The sequence below is a fragment of the Kribbella endophytica genome (genome assembly GCF_054781295.1).
In genome coordinates, this window is record NZ_BAAGUR010000004.1 from 277199 (window position 1) to 293984 (window position 16786).

Annotated in this window: 14 protein-coding genes; 9 read left to right on the top strand and 5 right to left on the bottom strand. The window is 66.2% G+C overall.

Annotated features, from left to right (window positions below):
• Positions 1–176 precede the first annotated feature (176 nt).
• The gene (locus ACYVIO_RS33155; RefSeq protein ID WP_460654886.1) at positions 177–2369 is read left to right on the top strand and encodes an ATP-binding protein; all 2193 of its coding nucleotides are present in this window, start codon (positions 177–179) and stop codon (positions 2367–2369) included.
• Positions 2366–3727, top strand: coding sequence for an ATP-binding protein (locus ACYVIO_RS33160; protein WP_460654887.1), 1362 nt, complete (start codon positions 2366–2368; stop codon positions 3725–3727). The genes ACYVIO_RS33155 and ACYVIO_RS33160 overlap by 4 nt, the downstream gene beginning before the upstream one ends.
• A 235-nt stretch (positions 3728–3962) precedes the next feature.
• Here ACYVIO_RS33160 and ACYVIO_RS33165 read toward each other — a convergent pair whose 3' ends face one another.
• On the bottom strand, positions 3963–5294 hold the full coding sequence (locus tag ACYVIO_RS33165; RefSeq protein WP_460654888.1) for an acyl-CoA dehydrogenase family protein: 1332 nt from the start codon (positions 5292–5294) through the stop codon (positions 3963–3965).
• A gap of 167 nt (positions 5295–5461) precedes the next feature.
• Between ACYVIO_RS33165 and ACYVIO_RS33170 the strand changes: the two genes are divergently transcribed.
• The 4 genes from ACYVIO_RS33170 to ACYVIO_RS33185 are packed head-to-tail and all read left to right on the top strand — an operon-like array spanning position 5462 to position 9901.
• Positions 5462–6409, top strand: coding sequence for a TetR/AcrR family transcriptional regulator (locus ACYVIO_RS33170; protein WP_460654889.1), 948 nt, complete (start codon positions 5462–5464; stop codon positions 6407–6409).
• Positions 6406–7683, top strand: coding sequence for an acetyl-CoA C-acetyltransferase (locus ACYVIO_RS33175; protein WP_460654890.1), 1278 nt, complete (start codon positions 6406–6408; stop codon positions 7681–7683). The genes ACYVIO_RS33170 and ACYVIO_RS33175 overlap by 4 nt, the downstream gene beginning before the upstream one ends.
• 12 nt (positions 7684–7695) lie before the next feature.
• Positions 7696–9042: a 3-oxoacyl-ACP reductase gene (locus ACYVIO_RS33180; RefSeq protein ID WP_460654891.1), complete on the top strand. Its 1347-nt coding sequence runs from the start codon at positions 7696–7698 to the stop codon at positions 9040–9042.
• Position 9043: 1 nt separating this feature from the next.
• Positions 9044–9901 carry a MaoC/PaaZ C-terminal domain-containing protein gene (locus tag ACYVIO_RS33185; RefSeq protein ID WP_460654892.1) on the top strand — a complete coding sequence of 286 codons (858 nt, stop codon included), beginning with the start codon at positions 9044–9046 and terminating at the stop codon, positions 9899–9901.
• Between the two features lies 1 nt (position 9902).
• Here the strand turns inward: ACYVIO_RS33185 and ACYVIO_RS33190 are convergent, their stop codons facing one another.
• The 4 genes from ACYVIO_RS33190 to ACYVIO_RS33205 are packed head-to-tail and all read right to left on the bottom strand — an operon-like array spanning position 9903 to position 13882.
• Entirely contained in the window at positions 9903–10673 is a 771-nt protein-coding gene (locus ACYVIO_RS33190) for an energy-coupling factor ABC transporter ATP-binding protein (RefSeq protein ID WP_460654893.1), read from the bottom strand.
• Positions 10670–11428 (bottom strand): cobalt ECF transporter T component CbiQ, encoded by a 759-nt coding sequence (gene cbiQ / locus ACYVIO_RS33195; RefSeq protein WP_460654894.1) that lies wholly within the window; start codon positions 11426–11428, stop codon positions 10670–10672. The genes ACYVIO_RS33190 and cbiQ overlap by 4 nt, the downstream gene beginning before the upstream one ends.
• 7 nt (positions 11429–11435) lie before the next feature.
• On the bottom strand, positions 11436–12470 hold the full coding sequence (locus tag ACYVIO_RS33200) for an energy-coupling factor ABC transporter permease (RefSeq protein ID WP_460654895.1): 1035 nt from the start codon (positions 12468–12470) through the stop codon (positions 11436–11438).
• 56 nt (positions 12471–12526) lie between these two features.
• The gene (locus ACYVIO_RS33205) at positions 12527–13882 is read right to left on the bottom strand and encodes a dihydrolipoyl dehydrogenase family protein (protein ID WP_460654896.1); all 1356 of its coding nucleotides are present in this window, start codon (positions 13880–13882) and stop codon (positions 12527–12529) included.
• 133 nt (positions 13883–14015) lie between these two features.
• Between ACYVIO_RS33205 and ACYVIO_RS33210 the strand changes: the two genes are divergently transcribed.
• The 3 genes from ACYVIO_RS33210 to tsaA are packed head-to-tail and all read left to right on the top strand — an operon-like array spanning position 14016 to position 16781.
• A complete protein-coding gene (locus ACYVIO_RS33210) occupies positions 14016–15521 on the top strand; it encodes a PstS family phosphate ABC transporter substrate-binding protein (protein WP_460654897.1) in 1506 nt (501 codons plus the stop codon).
• Between the two features lie 58 nt (positions 15522–15579).
• Positions 15580–16380 carry a metallophosphoesterase gene (locus tag ACYVIO_RS33215; protein ID WP_460654898.1) on the top strand — a complete coding sequence of 267 codons (801 nt, stop codon included), beginning with the start codon at positions 15580–15582 and terminating at the stop codon, positions 16378–16380.
• On the top strand, positions 16377–16781 hold the full coding sequence (gene tsaA / locus ACYVIO_RS33220; protein WP_460654899.1) for a tRNA (N6-threonylcarbamoyladenosine(37)-N6)-methyltransferase TrmO: 405 nt from the start codon (positions 16377–16379) through the stop codon (positions 16779–16781). The genes ACYVIO_RS33215 and tsaA overlap by 4 nt, the downstream gene beginning before the upstream one ends.
• Positions 16782–16786: the final 5 nt, after the last annotated feature.

Sequence of the window (16786 nt, forward strand, 5' to 3'; positions counted from 1 at the left end):
CGGGGTTGACCAGACTGCACGCCAAGTGCCGATGGAACCGTCAGCGTCATCTGCCGCGCCCATTCGTTCACGCCTATCCCTGACCGAATGTGCAACGAACTCTTCTCGTCGGCGATGTCAACCGTGTACTGTCCGCCAGTATCGGCGTCCGGGGGGATGCTAGAGGTGGGGGAATCGTGGACGCGGCTGAGGTCAGGGTCGTGGAAGTAGGCGACCGGGTTCGCCTACTTCTGCAGGGAGCCAGCGGAAAGTACTCAGTCGAGGCGATCGTGGAGAGCGCCGATTCTGCCGGTGTTACTGTCCGGATGGCAAACAGTAGGACGCTCGCGCTGCCCGCGTCAGTGGTCGCGAGTATCGAAACTTTGAACACATCGACGGCAGGCGACACTTGGTCGTCCGCAACCCTGCCGCGCGATCTTCAATCCGTTCTAGCGCCACTGCGCGAACTGGAGTTCGATACCGAAAACAGGACCGGCGTGTCGCTCGCCGACCAACTGGAGTCCGCTGACAGCGCAATCAGGGCCGCGATCGTCTCCCTGAGTTACCCGGCACACCGATCCATGTTCGCGGAAATGCTAGATATTCTGCAGATGATCGTAAAGCGACTACGTTCCGGCGAGTACCCAGACGCCGACAGGTATCGCAAAGAGTATCTAATCCAAATTGCGGCACTGCAGCGGTCAAATACGCGAGCAACTGCCCGCTCAATGCCCTATCAGATCGCAGCCGAGCTCCTCGACAAGGTGATCACGGCAGAGGATTCAGAGTGGAAAGGTTATCTACGTCGACTCGATCCAAGGCCTAGAATCGTAACCGCTGGGATCGTTACCATTAACGTCGACGCATCCGGCGAATTCCTGGTCCCGGTAAGAGTTACATTGGATGATACGTACCTGGCGGCCGAGCAGATCACTGTAGTTATCGACCGGCATCGTGGGCTTGAAAAAGTGGGCCATCCACAAGTGCTGGCGAGACTTGATCCCGGTACGACTAGCATGCTCCAGGTTAGGATGAGGGATCGTCGGCGGCAGGGAGCTCGCGGCGACCTGAAGATCGAGGCGCATCTCGCATATGCGGGGCTCCAGAACGAATCACGCTCGACCGGCCGGCAAAGTATCGCCATTCGACTGAGATCCGCCGCTTCCTTTGAGTCGATCGATAATCCGTATCGCGACTATGCCGGCGGAATCCCGGTCGACGATCCTGGCATGTTCTTTGGTCGCGACGGCTTGGTGGATGAAATATCGAGCTACCTGATGAATGCTCGATCCGGGCGATGCTACGCGCTGTACGGCCAGAAACGGACCGGAAAGTCGAGCGTCTTGCAGCGGGTTCAAGAGAAGCTCATCGGGGATGGCGTCCTGGTGGCTTCAGTCTCCATGGGGACGGTGGATCGGCATGCCATCACTGCCGGATTCGTCGGACAGGTGGTTGATGCCTACCGCAACCAGGTTGGGGTCCAACTCGGACCCAAAGTCGCGGAGCGTCTGCTCCGCAGATTTCCGGATCAGAACGAGGTCGACAAACAGCCACTTCGCAGCCTCCAGAAGACGGTTTCTGCCTCACGTGCGCTATTGAGAGCCGAAGGATTATCTGAGCCCCGATTCGCAGTTGTGGTGGATGAATTTACCTATCTCTTTGAGATACTACGACGACAGCACGTGCCGCCAGCACAGTCAGACGAACTTCGCGACTTTATGCGCCAATGGAAAGGATTCCTGGAAGCAAAACTTTTCTCAGCCCTAGTGGTTGGACAGGATTCCATGCCCAACTTTCTGCGAGCCTTTCCGAACGAATTCAGTATCATGCACACACGGCGTCTTGATTATCTTTCTATGGAGGAGACAGAGCGCCTGGCCGATGAACCGATCCGCAACGCGGACGGAAGTTCCAGATTTGTCGGGTACGCTTTGAATGTCGTCCCCATGTACACGTCTGGACATCCATTCTTTACTCAGATCGTATGCGATCGAATTGTCTCGATCGTCAACGAGGGAAAACGCCACGAAGTGGCCGAGTCGGATGTCGAGGCGGCTATTGAATCATTGGTAGATGGGCATCGCCAGATCGACTTTCACCGCTTTGACTGCATGCTGTCTGCTGACAACACTGGCACGCTATTGGACGGCATGACTGAGGGCGAGGATGCCTTCGAAGCAGACCGGGCGGCGGAACAGATCTTGCACCGCATAGCCTGCCTGGCCGGTCCACAGAATTCACCGGTTGATATCGGGTCATTGGAGTTGAGTTCGGCCGAAGGTCAAGTGTTTCGTGACCTAGTGATGCGTGAAGTGATCCGAGAACGCGACGGATTAGTCGGTATTCGAGTGCTTCTGTTCGCAGAATATCTTCGAAGGATGGCGTTGTGAGTCAAAGGCAAATCTTAGTGCACAGGATCACAGAACTACTCTCGGACACCTGCAATGTCGCGATTCACGCGGCACCCGGAGCAGGCAAAACCTGGGTTGCTGATCAGGTGATCGTAGGCCTCAAGCAAGCAGAGGTGAAATTTGTTAGGATTGACCTAAGTACTCGAGCGAGCGGCGCTTCAATACTTCGCGATCTGGTGAATCTGGTGGGTTTAACAGAGAACCATAAATCCAAGCATTCGGCAGCCGAAGGCGATACCTACGAGGCCTGGGGAACTCTAACCGCCGCTCTCCTGGCGAGGACCGAGAGCGTCGTTCTGGTACTTGAGCAGTTCGACGCGGTTCTCGACTATCCCGATGGCCTTGACTTCCTCAAACTTATTCGCGAACTTATCCACCGACCGAAGACGACGCACTGCAACGCATTAATCGCATCGCGTCGGTCTTTGGATGCCATCGAGGCGAAGGTTCGCGGAATCTCCACGCTGGCGAGCGTCTGCTATTCGGAGTACCTCGGCGCGGTGACCGAGGAGGACCTCCTAGCGGTCTGGGATCGCGGCGACGATCTCAACGAAAGCGAGCGAGCCGCCTGCCTAGGCTGGTCTGCCGGCCATCCGCAGCTGGTGAAGTACTGGCTGAGCGCAAGGCCGGATCTTTGGCCGTCCGAGTCCAGCGAGATGCAGCAGCTGGAGACCATGCAACGGCTCGTCGCGTATTTCGATCATCTTGGCCTGCTGTCTGCTGCGGCACAATTAGTACTGGGCCCCGTTGTCGATGACTGGCTGCGGGAGAAGCGGCAACTGTCCTCCCTAGGTGTGATTTCCGCCGTAGCTGGCGAGCATATAGGACTCGGTAGCCACGTGGCTTTTCGTGATGTTCTGAGGAGGTCAACTCTCGATCTAAATCCCTGGGGAGTACTTGGGATTGTCGAGGTCCGCCTCCGCGGGTTGGTTGAGACGATGCTGCTGGCGGAGCACGGTGACGCGTGGACGGATGCTCTGATCGCCCGGAGCAAGCCGCTCAAGAAGATGCACCAGGAAGCGAGTGGAAAACTCGACCGCGATATTCGCCAATTCGGGCACCCGGGGTCCTGGCTCGCTTACACTTATCCGAGCGACATTTGGCTTATCATCAACGATTCCTGGGATCTATTCAGGCCGGTCTTCTATATCGGCGACAGGCATTTCTGGCACTCCAGATTCGAGGCCCTCGCCCGCTATCGAAATCCGATGGCACACAATCGGGTCGACGTCCTCACCGCCGACCAGCGCCTGCAATGCCGCATTTACGCAGAAGAAATTCTCAATCGAATCGATCTCTACGAGTCCGCCGCAGCACCCCTAGTGGCCGCTGAGTAGCCCAAGTTTGGAGATCTTATCTTCGCTCAACCAACTCGAAAGGAAATAGCTCGACGGATGAGTTAGCAGTACGGTCAGCGCACCGAAGATCGTGAAACCCACGAGCCTGGCCGCAGAAACGCGCTCACAGCAACCAGGCAACTGCTAATCTATATTGTCTTTTCTATCTTTAGGTTTCTTAGTTTCTATGTTTTGACACTCAGTGTCTTTTGCCTGTCATTCTTCGACGTCTACCTTATCTGATCCGCATGCCCGAGATGGCCCGCGAAATGACCAGACGCTGGATTTCTGAGGTGCCTTCGAAGATGGTGTAGATCTTGGCGTCTCGGTGCATTCTTTCTACTGGGTACTCGCGGGTGTAGCCGTTGCCGCCTAGGATTTGGATGGCTTCTTCGGTGACCTTGACGGCTACTTCGCCGGCTTTGAGTTTGGCCATGGAGCCTTCGCCGTGGGTGTAGTTGGGGGTTTCGCCTCGCATGAGGGCGGACGACATGTTGGCTGCCCGCCAGACGAGCAGGCGGGCAGCGTCGATTTCGAGGGCCATGTCGGCGAGTTTGAAGGCGATGCCCTGGTTGTCGATGATGGGGCGGCCGAACTGTTCGCGGCCCTTGGCGTAGTCGAGGGCGAACTCGTAGGCGGCGCGGGCGATGCCGATGGCTTGGGCGCCGACGATGTGGCGGGTCATTTCGAAGGTGGCCATGGAGGCGTTGCGGGCCTGGGCCGCGGCGGGGTCGCGGGGTTCGCGGGCCTTGGCTAGGCGGGCATCCAGCTTTTCCTTGCCGCCTAGGACGTTGGCTCCGGGGATGCGGACGTTGTCGAAGAAGACGTCTGCGGTGTGAGAGGCGCGGAGGCCGTGTTTTTTGAGTTTGGTGCCTTGGGCGAGGCTGACCACTTCGGATTTGGGGACCACGAAAGCCGCTTGGCCTTTGGTGCCCAGGGCGGGGTCGACGGTGGCTACGACGACGTGGATGTCGGCGATGCCGCCGTTGGTGGCCCAGGCTTTCTGGCCGTTGATGACCCACTCGTCGGTTTTCTCGTCGTACGTCGCGCGGGTGCGGATCGCGGAGACGTCCGAGCCGGCGCCGGGCTCGGAGGAGCAGAAGGCGGCGACCTGTACGTCGTCCGGGGTGCCGTAGCAGCGTGGGAGCCACTGGCTCCACTGCTCGGGGGTGCCGTTGGAGAAGATCGCGGACGACGCGAGGCCGGTGCCCATCAGCGACATGCCGATGCCGGCGTCACCCCAGAACAGTTCTTCCTGGACCAGCGGCATCAGCAGGCCGGACGGGTCGATGAAGAGGTTGATGCTCGCCTCGAGTCCGTACAGGCCGATCTTCGCGGCCTCCTGGATCACCGGCCACGGCGTCTCCTCGCGCTCGTCCCACTCGGACGCGGCGGGGCGGATCACGTCCGCGGCGAAGGTGTGCGCCCAGTCGCGCAGCTCGCGCTGGTCGTCGTTGATCGCCAGCGAGAAGCTGCTCCAGCCCGGCTTGGCCCGCTCGGCGCCGAGCTCACCGGCCAGGGACATGACGTCCGCGGAGACAGTCGGCTTGGGGTCGGTCATGGTCATCGAGTCCTCCGAGGAGCGCGCAGGGGAAGCGCGAAACAGGGGTCCAGCACCGGCAACAACTACACAGCAGTACGACGAACGGACGGCAAACGCCATCCAGAGCGATGTTACCCACGAGTGTAACCGTCGTTTGCACCAGGGGGCACCCCTGCGACTAAGATCGGTGCATGAGCTCCGCGTTGCTCGCGATCGGACGCCGCCGGACCACGGCGGAGCGTCGTCGCGACCGGGAGCGGGACATCATCCGCTGCACCCGGGAGCTGTTCGACGAACGCGGCTCGATCGACGCCCAGATCGACGAGGTCGCCAAGCGGGTCGGCATCAACAAGGCGCTGATCTATCGCCACTTCGCCGGCAAGGAAGAGCTGTTCGCGCTCACCCTGATCGACTACCTCACCGAGCTCGACGCTCGGCTCGAAGCCGTCGACAGCTCCCGCCGTACGCCGATGAACCGGCTCAAGGCGCTCAGCGAGGTCTTCGTCGACTTCTGCCTGGAGTACCCGGCGTTCGCGGACTGCGCGATGAGCCTGCTGCGGCGGACCGGCGACGAGCTGTTCGGGGAGATCACCGAGCCGGTGATGGTGAAGCTCGGTACGGCGATGGGCAGCGCCCTGCAGCGGATCTCCACCATCCTGAAAGCCGGCCAGCGGACCGGGGTGTTCGACGAGGTCGACACCGACTACCTGGCCAACCACCTGTACACCCAGACCCTTGGGTCGCTGCACATGGCGCGGATGGGGCTGATCGTGTCCGCCGCGCAGCCGGGGCACCCGGTGGTGCACCAGGCCGACATCGCGACCGTCCGCGAGACGGCGATCACCGCGACGCTCGCCACGGCCGTCGGACGCCAGGCCCTCGGCGCTCGGACCCCCTCCACCCGGCGAGCCGCCGACGCAGGCGGCAGCGGCAGCAGCAGCAGCAAGGTGCCCAAGGCAACAACCAAGGCAACGGCCGGGGCGCCCAAGGCAACGACCAAGGCATCCGAGGCGAGGGCCAAGGCATCCGAGGCCAGCGCCGAGGCCAGAGCCAGCACCGAGCCAGCCGGCCCAGCCCCCAAAACTTCCGCCAAGTCCACCAGGCGCATCACCCCACGCACAGCAGGAGAGACACCGTGACCGAACCCCGCAAGGTGGCCGTTGTCGCCGGCAACCGCATCCCGTTCGCCCGCCAGGACAAGAACTACCGCCACGCGTCGAACTCGGACATGCTCACCGCCGCGCTGAACGGGCTGGTCGACCGGACCGGCCTCGGCGGTCAGGAGCTCGGTGAGGTGGTCGCCGGTGCCGTTCTCAAGCACGCCCGCGACTGGAACATGGTCCGCGAGGTCGTGCTCGGGTCGAAGCTGGCCGCCACCACCCCGGCGTACGACCTCCAGCAGGCCTGCGGGACCGGGCTCGAGGCGGCGATCCTGGTCGGCAACAAGATCGCCCTCGGCCAGATCGAGGCCGGCGTCGCGGGCGGTGTGGACACCGCGTCGGACGCGCCGATCGCGGTCAACGACAAGCTCCGCCAGATCCTGCTCGACCTCAACCGGGCCAAGACAACACCGGACAGGCTCAAGGTCCTCGCCAGGGTTCGCCCGAAGGACATCGTCCCCGAGATCCCGCGCAACGCCGAGCCGCGGACCCGCAAGTCGATGGGCGAGCACGCCGCGCTGACCGCGCTCGAGTGGGGTGTCACCCGCGAGGCGCAGGACGAGCTCGCGTACCGCTCCCACATCAACCTGGCGGCGTCGTACGACCGTGGTTTCCACGACGACCTGCTCACGCCGTACCTGGGCCTGGACAAGGACCAGAACCTGCGGCCCGATACGACGCTCGAGAAGCTGGCCAAGCTCAAGACCGTGTACGGCAAGGGCGAGACCGCGACGATGACCGCTGGCAACTCGACGCCGCTCACCGACGGCGCGTCGGCGGTGCTGCTGTCGACCGACGAGTGGGCGGCCGAGCACGGCCTGCGCCCGCTGGCCTACCTCACCCACGCGCAGACAGCGGCGGTCGACTACGTGAAGGGCGCCGAGGGGCTGCTGATGGCTCCGGCGTACGCCGTACCGAAGATGCTCGCGCGGGCCGGTCTGACACTGCAGGACTTCGACTACTACGAGATCCACGAGGCGTTCGCGTCGCAGGTGCTGGCGACGCTGAAGGCCTGGGAGGACCCGATCTTCTGCAAGGAACGGCTCGGCCTGGACGCACCGCTCGGCGAGATCGACCGCGCCAAGCTGAACGTGAACGGCAGCTCGCTGGCCGCCGGTCACCCGTTCGCCGCGACCGGTGGGCGGATCGTGGCCGCGCTGGCCAAGCAGCTGGACGAGAACGGCGGCGGTCGCGGCCTGATCTCGATCTGCGCCGCCGGTGGCCAGGGTGTCGTCGCCATCCTCGAGAAGTAGGAGCCTGAAGAGATGACGGATCGCTACCAGACCTTCACGCGGACGCCGCTCGGCCAGGCCCTGGTCAAGAACCTCGGCCTACCCGACCCGACCCCGCTCCCCCGTTGGCGCGACGGCGCGCGGGTGATCGACGGGCCGGTCGTCTTCGGCTCGATCGGCGAGACCGACACCGGCAAGGCCATCCAGGCCCTGCTGCGCGACATCGGCGCCAACTTCAGTACGGCGGCCGAAGGCGTCGCGTCGAGCGAGCTGCGCCCGAAGGCGCTCGTCTTCGACGCGACCGGCGCAGCCAGTACGGCGGAGCTCAGCTCGCTGCAGCGCTTCTTCTCCCCCGTGATCCGCCAGCTGGGCGCGGCCGGCCGCGTGATCGTCGTCGGCCGTACGCCGGAGCTCGCCGCGTCGCCCGAGCAGCAGATCGCGCAGCGCGCGCTCGAGGGCTTCACGCGTTCGCTCGGCAAGGAGGTCAAGCGCGGCGCCACCGTCAATCTCGTGTACGTCGCGCCCGACGCGCACGACCAGCTCGAGTCGACGCTGCGGTTCTTCCTGTCGCCGAAGTCGGCGTACGTCGACGGCCAGGTCGCCCGGATCGGCACCGGGCCGCTGGTGGCGACCGACCCGACGCAGCCGCTCGCGGGCAAGGTCGCGCTCGTGACGGGCGCCGCGCGAGGGATCGGTGCCGCGATTGCTGACACGCTGGCCCGCGACGGCGCGACCGTGATCGGCGTCGACGTACCGCAGAACGCGAACGACCTGCGCAAGGTGATCTCGAAGGTCGGCGGCAGCGAGCTGCTGCTCGACGTCACCGCGATCGACGCACCGCAACGGATCGCGGCCCACGCCGAGGAGCACCACGGCGGGCTCGACATCGTCGTGCACAACGCCGGCATCACCCGCGACAAGCGGCTCGCGAACATGCGGACCGACACGTGGGAGGCCGTGCTCGACGTCAACCTGCGCGCGCCGGAGCGGATCACGGCGCACCTGCTCGAGTCCGGCGCACTGCGCGACGGCGGCTCGGTGATCGGCGTGTCCTCGATCGCCGGCATCGCGGGCAACAACGGGCAGACCAACTACGCGACCTCCAAGGCCGGCGTGATCGGGCTCGTGCAGGCGTACGCGCCGAAGCTGGCCGAGCGGCAGATCCGGATCAACGCGGTCGCGCCGGGCTTCATCGAGACCGAGATGACCGCGCGGGTGCCGTTCGCGATCCGCGAGGTCGGGCGGCGAATCAACTCGCTGCAGCAGGGCGGGCAGCCGGTGGACGTCGCGGAGACGATCGCCTGGTTCGCTGATCCGGCGTCGGCCGGGGTGACCGGGAACGTCGTTCGGGTGTGCGGTCAGAGCATGCTGGGGGCCTGAGATGCCGACGCGGCGGTACGACGATTCGCCCGGTCTGGGGTCGTTGTACGCCCGGACCGTGAAGGCGACGCTGCGGAAGGCCGAGTACGAGCCTGATGTGGACGGGCTCACGCTCGAGTTGCCGGAGGTGGTGGTCGATCAGGACCACCTGGCGTCGTACCGGGAAGTGACGGGATTCGCGGCTGGGCCGGTTTTGCCGGTGACTTATCCGCACGTGCTGGCGTTTCCGCTGCATTTGGATCTGATGTCGGACCCGTCGTTTCCGTACAAGCCGATGGGGATCGTCCATCTGTCGAACACGATCACGCAGTATCGGCCTATTCCTTTGCATGCTGATCTGGCGATCACCGTGCACAGTGGGCCGGAGCGGGCGCATCCGAAGGGGACTGTCTTCGATGTGCTGAGCGAGGTGCGGGTCTTCGGTGAGCTGGTGTGGACGGACTCTACGACGCTGCTGAGTCGGTCTGCGGGTGATGCTTCGGCGCACGCTTCGTTGCTGGCGGATCCTGCGCTGGATGGTTTGGCCTGGTGGGACTTGCGAGGGAATCTCGGGCGCCGGTACGCCGCGGCGTCCGGGGATCGGAACCCGATTCATCTGTTCAAGCTGTCGGCGCAGGCGTTCGGTTTTCCGCGGCAGATCGCGCATGGGATGTGGGCCAAGGCGGCTGCTTTGGCGTCGATCGAGCGGGCTGTTGGATTGCCGGATGCGTTCGAGGTCCGAGTGGATTTCCGGAAGCCTTTGCTGCTGCCTTCGCGAGTTCAGTTCGGGTACTCGTCCAGTGATTCCGTGACCGATTTCGCCTTGTACGACGAGAAGCACGAACTGACGCACCTGGTGGGGCAACTCACCGAACGCTGAGTCAGCTTTCAGGGCCGGGAACCGACAGCGGGTCGAAGCCGTACGGGAGTTCCAGGCGATGGGCTGACATGAGGTCGGGGTCAGCCAGGAGGTCTCGGGTTTTGCCGTCGGCGGCTATGCGGCCGTGGTCCATCAGGAGGCTGCGTTCGCAGAGCTGGAGGGCGTACGGCAGGTCGTGGGTGATCATCAGCAGCGTGACGTCCAGCGCCGACAGGATGTCGGCGAGCTCGCGGCGGCTGGCTGGGTCCAGGTTGCTGGAGGGTTCGTCCAGGACGAGCACCTCGGGGCGCATGGCGAGGACTGTGGCGACGGCGACTCGGCGGCGTTGGCCGTACGACAGGTGGTGGGGGGCGAAATCGGCGTGGTCCTGCATGCCGACCTGGACGAGGGCTTCCTGGACGCGTTCGTCGAGCTCGGCGCCGCGGAGACCGAGGTTGGCGGGGCCGAAGGCCACGTCGTCGCGGACGGTCGGCATGAAGAGCTGGTCGTCGGGGTCCTGGAAGACGAGCCCGACCTTCCGGCGTACCTCGGGCAAATGCTCCCGGTGCAGGTCGCTGCCACCGATCTGGATGCGGCCGCTGCCGGTGCCGCCGGCGACCGAGCCGAGGATGCCGTTGAGGTGCAGCACGAGCGTTGTCTTCCCGGCGCCGTTCGGCCCGAGCAGGGCGACGCGTTCGCCGCGTTCGATGGTGAAGTCGACGCCGAACAGCGCCTGCCGACCGTCGGGGTACGCGAACACCAGACGCTCGACGTGGATCGAAGGGCTGCTCACAAGCCGACCAGCCTAGCCGTCACCGCGACGGCGATCGCCGCCAGGGACACCGTCAGCCCGGTCAACCACTGCGAGCGATCAGCACCGCCGACCGACAGCAGCGGCAGCCGCCCGGTGTACCCGCGCGACTGCATCGCCAGGTGAACCCGCTCTCCGCGTTCGAAGCTCCGGACGAACAGCGCGCCCACTCCCCCGGCAACTGCGCGAAGATGCCCGACGCGTCCCCCGGCGTACCCCCGAGACTCCCGAGCGATCCGCATCCGGTGCAGGTCGTCCGACACCACGCTCAGATACCGGACCATGAACGACAAGATCGCCACCAACGTCGACGGCAGCCGCAACCGCTCGAGCCCGGCCAGCAGATCGCGCGGCCCGGTTGACGCCGACAGCACGATCGCGGCAATCACGCCGAGCGTCCCCTTCGCCAGCACGTTCCACGCACCCAGCACCCCGGACGACGACAGCGACACACCCAGTACGTCGACCCGCGGCCCGGTCGCCACGAACGGCAGCAGCAGCGCGAACACGATGAACGGCGTCTCCACCGCCAGCCGCCGCAACACCGTTGCAGCAGGCAACTGAGCCAGCACGACACAACCAACAATCAGTACGGCGTACAGCCCGAAAGCCCAGAAGATCGCCGCCGGCGTCGACACCACGGCGAGCACGAACAGCAACAGCGCCACGATCTTCACCTGCGCCGGCAACCGGTGCACGAGGCTCCCGGTCGGCACCAGCAGGCCGTCCCCACTCACGAGCGCGTCAGACCGTCGTGTCGGCGTTGGCCCGCGCCGAGCGCAGGGACGCGACCTTCGCGATCAGCAACCCGACGGCGATCGTCACCAGTACGCCGATGATCCCGGCCAGCGCCCCGGAGACGTGACTGTTCCCGATCCCACTCACCCCGTAATCGGCCAGCGGGCTCCCAGCAACCGCCGAATCCCGCGCCGCACTCTCGAACCCGAGCTTCGCCCCCACGAACTCCAGCCCGTCCGGATGCGCACTCGCGAACAGACTCACCACCCCGGCCACCAGCAGCGTCACCGCAACCCCGACACCCAGCGAACGCCCAGCCGGCCGAGCCGCGATCGGACGATCCGGCGAGACCGTCGACGAGTTGCCGTCCGCATCCACCAGCACGAGATCCGCCTGCAGGTGCCGAGCGGCGTAGACCAGATCCGGCCGCGTCGCGACGACCGCGCTCAGCACGGCCGCGGTAATCACCGCCTCACCGAGCCCGACGAGAACATGCCACCCGACCATCGCCGTCGCGAGCTTGCCGAGCGGGATGTCGACCGCGCCGCCCACGGCGTACAGGCCGGTGAAGCAGAGTGCGGCCACCGGCACCGACACCAGAGCACCGACGGTCGTCGCCGGTACGACGCTGCCGACGCGCCGAGGCAGCACCTGGAGCAGCGCCCGGGTGACGAAGTACCCGACCAGGACCGTGATCAGCCCCATCAGCGTGATGTTGGTCCCGAGCGCGGTCAGCCCGCCGTCGGCGAACAGCAGCCCCTGCACCAGCAGGACCGTCGACATCACCAGCACCCCGGTCCACGGCCCGACCAGCGCGGCGGCGAGCGCGCCGCCGAGCAGGTGACCGCTGGTCCCGGCGCCGACCGGGAAGTTCACCATCTGGACGGCGAATACGAAGGCCGCGGTCAGCCCGGCCAGCGCCGGCCCGGTCTCCTTGATCTCCCGGTTGGCGCGCCGGAGGCTGATGCCGACGGCACCGGCCGCGATCAGTCCGGTAGCGATCGAGGTCGGTGCGTCGAAGAATCCGTCAGGGACATGCATGCTCCCATTCTTGATCCAGTTGCGACCGGATCGCAACAAGGAGCGTCCACCGTTCGTCAGAGGTTCTTCAGAGCCTCGCCGTACGCACGGTGGAAGGTCGGGTACGCGAAGATCATCTGCTGCAGTTCCTTGACCGGTACGGCGGCGTGCACGGCGACCGCGAGCCCGCTCAGCACCTCGCCCCCGACCGGCCCGGCGCTGGTCGCCCCGACCAGCACACCACGCGACACGTCCATCACGACCTTGATGAACCCCTCGTTGCCGGCCTTGTGGATCCAGCCGCGGGTCGAGTACGGGATCTGGGTGATCTCGGTCCGGACGTCGAGCCCCTGGTCGCGGGCCTGCTGCTCGGTCAGCCCGACCGCACCGATCTCCGGATCGGTGAAGGTGACCCGTGGCATCGCGTGATAGCGCGCCTGCGGAGCGTCGTCGGCGCCGAGGATGTCGAGCACCGCCACGTTCGCCTGGTACATCGCGTTGTGCGTGAACACGCCGACCCCGGTCACGTCGCCGACCGCCCAGACGTTGCTCGCAGCCCGCAGATGCTCGTCCACGGCAACGAACCGTGCCGACGGATCGAGGCCGAGGGCATCCAGTCCGAGCCCACGGATGTCGGTCCGGCGGCCCGTTGCCACCAGCAACTTCTCGCCCGTGACCTCGGAGCCGTCGCCCAGGCGGACCGTGAAGCCGTCGTCGTACGACACCGCTTCAGCCCGTACGCCGACCCGGAAGGTGATCCCGTCCCGCTCGAGCATCTCCTGGGCCAGCGCGCTCGACTCCGGCTCCTCCAGCGCCAGCACCCGATCGGTCGCCTCGACCACGGTCACCGCGACGCCGAACCGCGCGAACACCTGCGCGAGCTCCAGCCCGATCGCGCCACCGCCCAGTACGACGATCGTCGCCGGCAGCGTGTCGGCCTCGATCGCCTCGTGGTTGGTCCAGAACGGCGTACCGGCCAGCCCTTCGATCGGCGGCACCACCGGCACCGTCCCGGTCGCGATCACGATGCCCTTCGACGCCTCGAAGGTCCGGTCGCCGGCCTGCACCGTGCCCGGAGCGGTGACCGTAGCGCGCTCACGCAGGAACGTGACGCCCTTGCCCACCAGCCGGTCGACGGCGACCTGGTCGTTCCAGTTGTCGGTGGCCTCCTCGCGGATCCGCCGTGCGACCGGCGCCCAGTCCGGCTCGACCGTGGCCTTCCCGGCCATCCCGTCGACCCGCCGCGTCTCGGCGATCAGGTTGCCGGCCCGGATCATCATCTTGCTCGGGATGCAGCCCCAGTACGGGCACTCACCGCCGACCAGCCTCGGGTCGATCCCGACCACGTTCAGGCCGGCCTGGGCCAGTCGCCCGGCCGTCTCCTCGCCACCCACGCCGAGCCCGATCACGACGACGTCCACCTGTTCAGCCATGCGGCCAAATGTCGCAGAACCACCCGTCCCGGCCAAGCGTCCGGGCCGGTCGGAGACCGAAACCGCCAACGGTCACCGCAGCGTCAGCAACCGTTCACCCGCGCTCCGTAACCTCTGCGTCCTGGAGGGGGCAATGAGTTTGGCAGTGGATTTCTCCGGTCTCGGGGACATCAACCTCGAGACCGTGATCGCCGCGATCGCGTTGATCAGTACGGCGATCGCCTGGACGGTGGACCGGTACTTCCTGCGCCGCAAACGACTCGTCTACCGGGTCCAGGTGGACGCCCCGATCGGGGTGTTCCCGAGCTCGCACATGGTGGACGTCGAGGTCCGGCACCAGGGCGACGTGGTCGAGGAACCGAGCGTCGTCCTGCTCCGCGTCGACAACGCCGGCGGGATGGACATCGAGCCGCACCACATGCACGAGAAGGTGTCGTTCGCGTTCCCGGACCGGACCATCGTCGGGCTGGAGGTGACCGAGGCCAAGCCCGAGGCGCTCGGCGAGATGCTGCAGCGCCAGCTCGACTCGGAGAAGTTCGTCGACACCAGCCGGCTGGTGATCCCGCGCATGGCGATCAACCGCGGCGACAGCTTCAAGTTCCTGCTCGTACTGAGCGGCCGCGGCGACGGCGTCACCCATTCGGGCTACCTCGCAGGCGGGTCGGCGGGAGGCGGCGTCTACCACGAGCCGCGGCCGCGTGGTCCGGGCCGGCGGACGCTGATCTTCGGCGCGCTGTCGCTCGTGCTCGTGGGCGCGCTCGTCGCGTTGTTCCTGGTCGACGTACTGCAGCCGCCGGACAACTGCGCGGCCGGGCAACTGCGCATCGTCGGATCGACGGCGGTGGAGCCGACGGTCAAGGAAGTGCGCAGCGCGTACGTCGCCGAGTGCACGCAGGCTGACATCACGATCGCGGCGAGCGGGAGTCGCAGCGGGACGCGGTTGCTGGCCGACACCGGTAAGAAGGATCCGGCCGCGGCGGAGAAGCTGATCGCGCTCTCCGACGGTCCCGCCGAGGAGGCCGGCGAGCTGCAGAGCCGGCCGATCGCGGTCGTCGTGTTCGCCGTCGTCGTGAACCGTTCCTCCGACGTGAGCGCGCTCAGCACGAACCAGTTGCGTGACATCTACGCGGGCCGGCTGACCAACTGGAAACAGGTCGGCGGGCGCGATCTGCCGATCCGCATGGTGAGCCGGGTCGGGCCGGACTCCGGGTCGCGGCGGACGTTCCGCGAGAAGGTGCTGGCCGGGGACCAGGAGCTCGGCATCACGTCGGACGACTGCCGGACCAAGGACGACGCGATCGCCAAGCAGCAGCGGTGCGAGGTCGGTACGACGGAGGAGCTGCTCAGCCGCGTCGCCGACATCGACGGGGCGATCGGGTACGCCGAGCTCGGCGGATCCCGCAAGTACCCGACGCTGACGCCGGTCGCGATCGACGGCGTCGTCCCCGCGACGGAGAAGGTGGCCGACCGGACGTACCGGTTCTGGGAGGTCGAGCACGCCTACACCGCCGCGCCGCCCAAGCCGGACTCGCTGCAGGACGCCTTCCTCGACTACCTGACGTCGGACCCGGCCAAGCCGATCCTGGCGCGTGACGGCCTGGTCCCCTGCACCGACCTGCCAGGCGGCTTCTGTGGATAACCGCGGGCTGCTCGGTGGCTGGCAGGGATAACCTGCTGACCTACCCGAGGAGGCCGCCGTGACCGTGATCGCCCACCTGAGTGATCCCCACCTGGACGGGACGACCGAGGCTCGCGACCGGCTGCGCCGCGTCACGTCGTACCTGCTGGCCTTCACCAAGCCGGTCGACGTCGTCCTGGTCACCGGCGATCTCGCCGACCACGGCACCGAGTACGCCGAGGTCGCCGCCGAGCTGTCGGCCTTCGGCGACCTCCCCGTCCTCGTCCTGCCCGGCAACCACGACGCCCGCCCGAACTTCCGCACCGGCCTGAACGCGTACGTCGAGCCGGCGCTGACCGACGCGGGCTCGGCCGGCGCGCCGACCTCCGGGCAACTGAGCGCCGAGGATCCCGTCCATCAGGTCCGGGACGTCGCCGGCGCGCGCTTCGTGCTGCTCGACACCACCGTCCCCGGCGAGGACCACGGCCTGCTCAGCGCCGACTCCCTCGACTGGCTCGACGCCGCCCTCGCCGAGCCGTACGACGGCCCGGTCTTCATCGCCTTCCACCACCCGCCGGTCGGCCTGCAGCACCCGACGATGGACCAGTGGCTCCTGCGCGAACCAGGCCAGTTCGCCGCCGTCCTCCGCCGCCACCCGGTCACCGCGCTGCTCGCCGGTCACCTGCACAACGGCATCAGTACGACGTACGCCGGCCTCCCGCTGTTACTTGCCCCCGGCATCAGATCCACCGTCCCGCTCACTCTCGAGCCGCCGTCGCCGAGCGGCAGCCTGGTCGACCTGACCGCGCCGCCCGGGCTCGCGCTCCACGTCCACCGCGCAGGCATTCCCCTGCTCACCAAGTTCGTCCACCTCTCATGAGCGAGCTCCGACCGATCGGCCGGGTGGAGTCGCCGCTGACCGATCCCGCCGACGCACCCCGCCAAGGCGACGAAGGCGCTCCCGACGCCTGGATCGCCCTCGACCCGGCGTACACCGAAGCAGCCCGCGACCTCAAAGTCGGCGAGGAGATCCTCCTCATCACCTGGCTCGACCGTGCCGACCGCAACGCACTCCAGGTCCATCCGCGCGGCGACCTGACCCGCCCACCTACGGGCGTCTTCAGCACCCGCTCCCCCGACCGCCCGAACCCGATCGGCCTCCACCGGGTCACGATCCTCGCCATCGAGCCCCTGCGCCTCCAGGTCAGCAACCTCGAAGCCCTCGACGGCACTCCCCTGCTCGACATCAAGCCGGTCCTCGGCGACGTCACCGACCGCTGACAGAG

Bases quoted from the DNA above. Each gene is read 5' to 3' on its own strand.
- ACYVIO_RS33200 (WP_460654895.1), bottom strand. From the start codon at position 12,470: ATGCATGTCCCTGACGGATTCTTCGACGCACCGACCTCGATCGCTACC.
- ACYVIO_RS33210 (WP_460654897.1), top strand. From the start codon at position 14,016: ATGAGTTTGGCAGTGGATTTCTCCGGTCTCGGGGACATCAACCTCGAG.
- ACYVIO_RS33170 (WP_460654889.1), top strand. From the start codon at position 5,462: ATGAGCTCCGCGTTGCTCGCGATCGGACGCCGCCGGACCACGGCGGAG.
- tsaA (WP_460654899.1), top strand. From the start codon at position 16,377: ATGAGCGAGCTCCGACCGATCGGCCGGGTGGAGTCGCCGCTGACCGAT.
- ACYVIO_RS33165 (WP_460654888.1), bottom strand. From the start codon at position 5,294: ATGACCATGACCGACCCCAAGCCGACTGTCTCCGCGGACGTCATGTCC.
- ACYVIO_RS33185 (WP_460654892.1), top strand. From the start codon at position 9,044: ATGCCGACGCGGCGGTACGACGATTCGCCCGGTCTGGGGTCGTTGTAC.
- ACYVIO_RS33180 (WP_460654891.1), top strand. From the start codon at position 7,696: ATGACGGATCGCTACCAGACCTTCACGCGGACGCCGCTCGGCCAGGCC.
- ACYVIO_RS33205 (WP_460654896.1), bottom strand. From the start codon at position 13,882: ATGGCTGAACAGGTGGACGTCGTCGTGATCGGGCTCGGCGTGGGTGGC.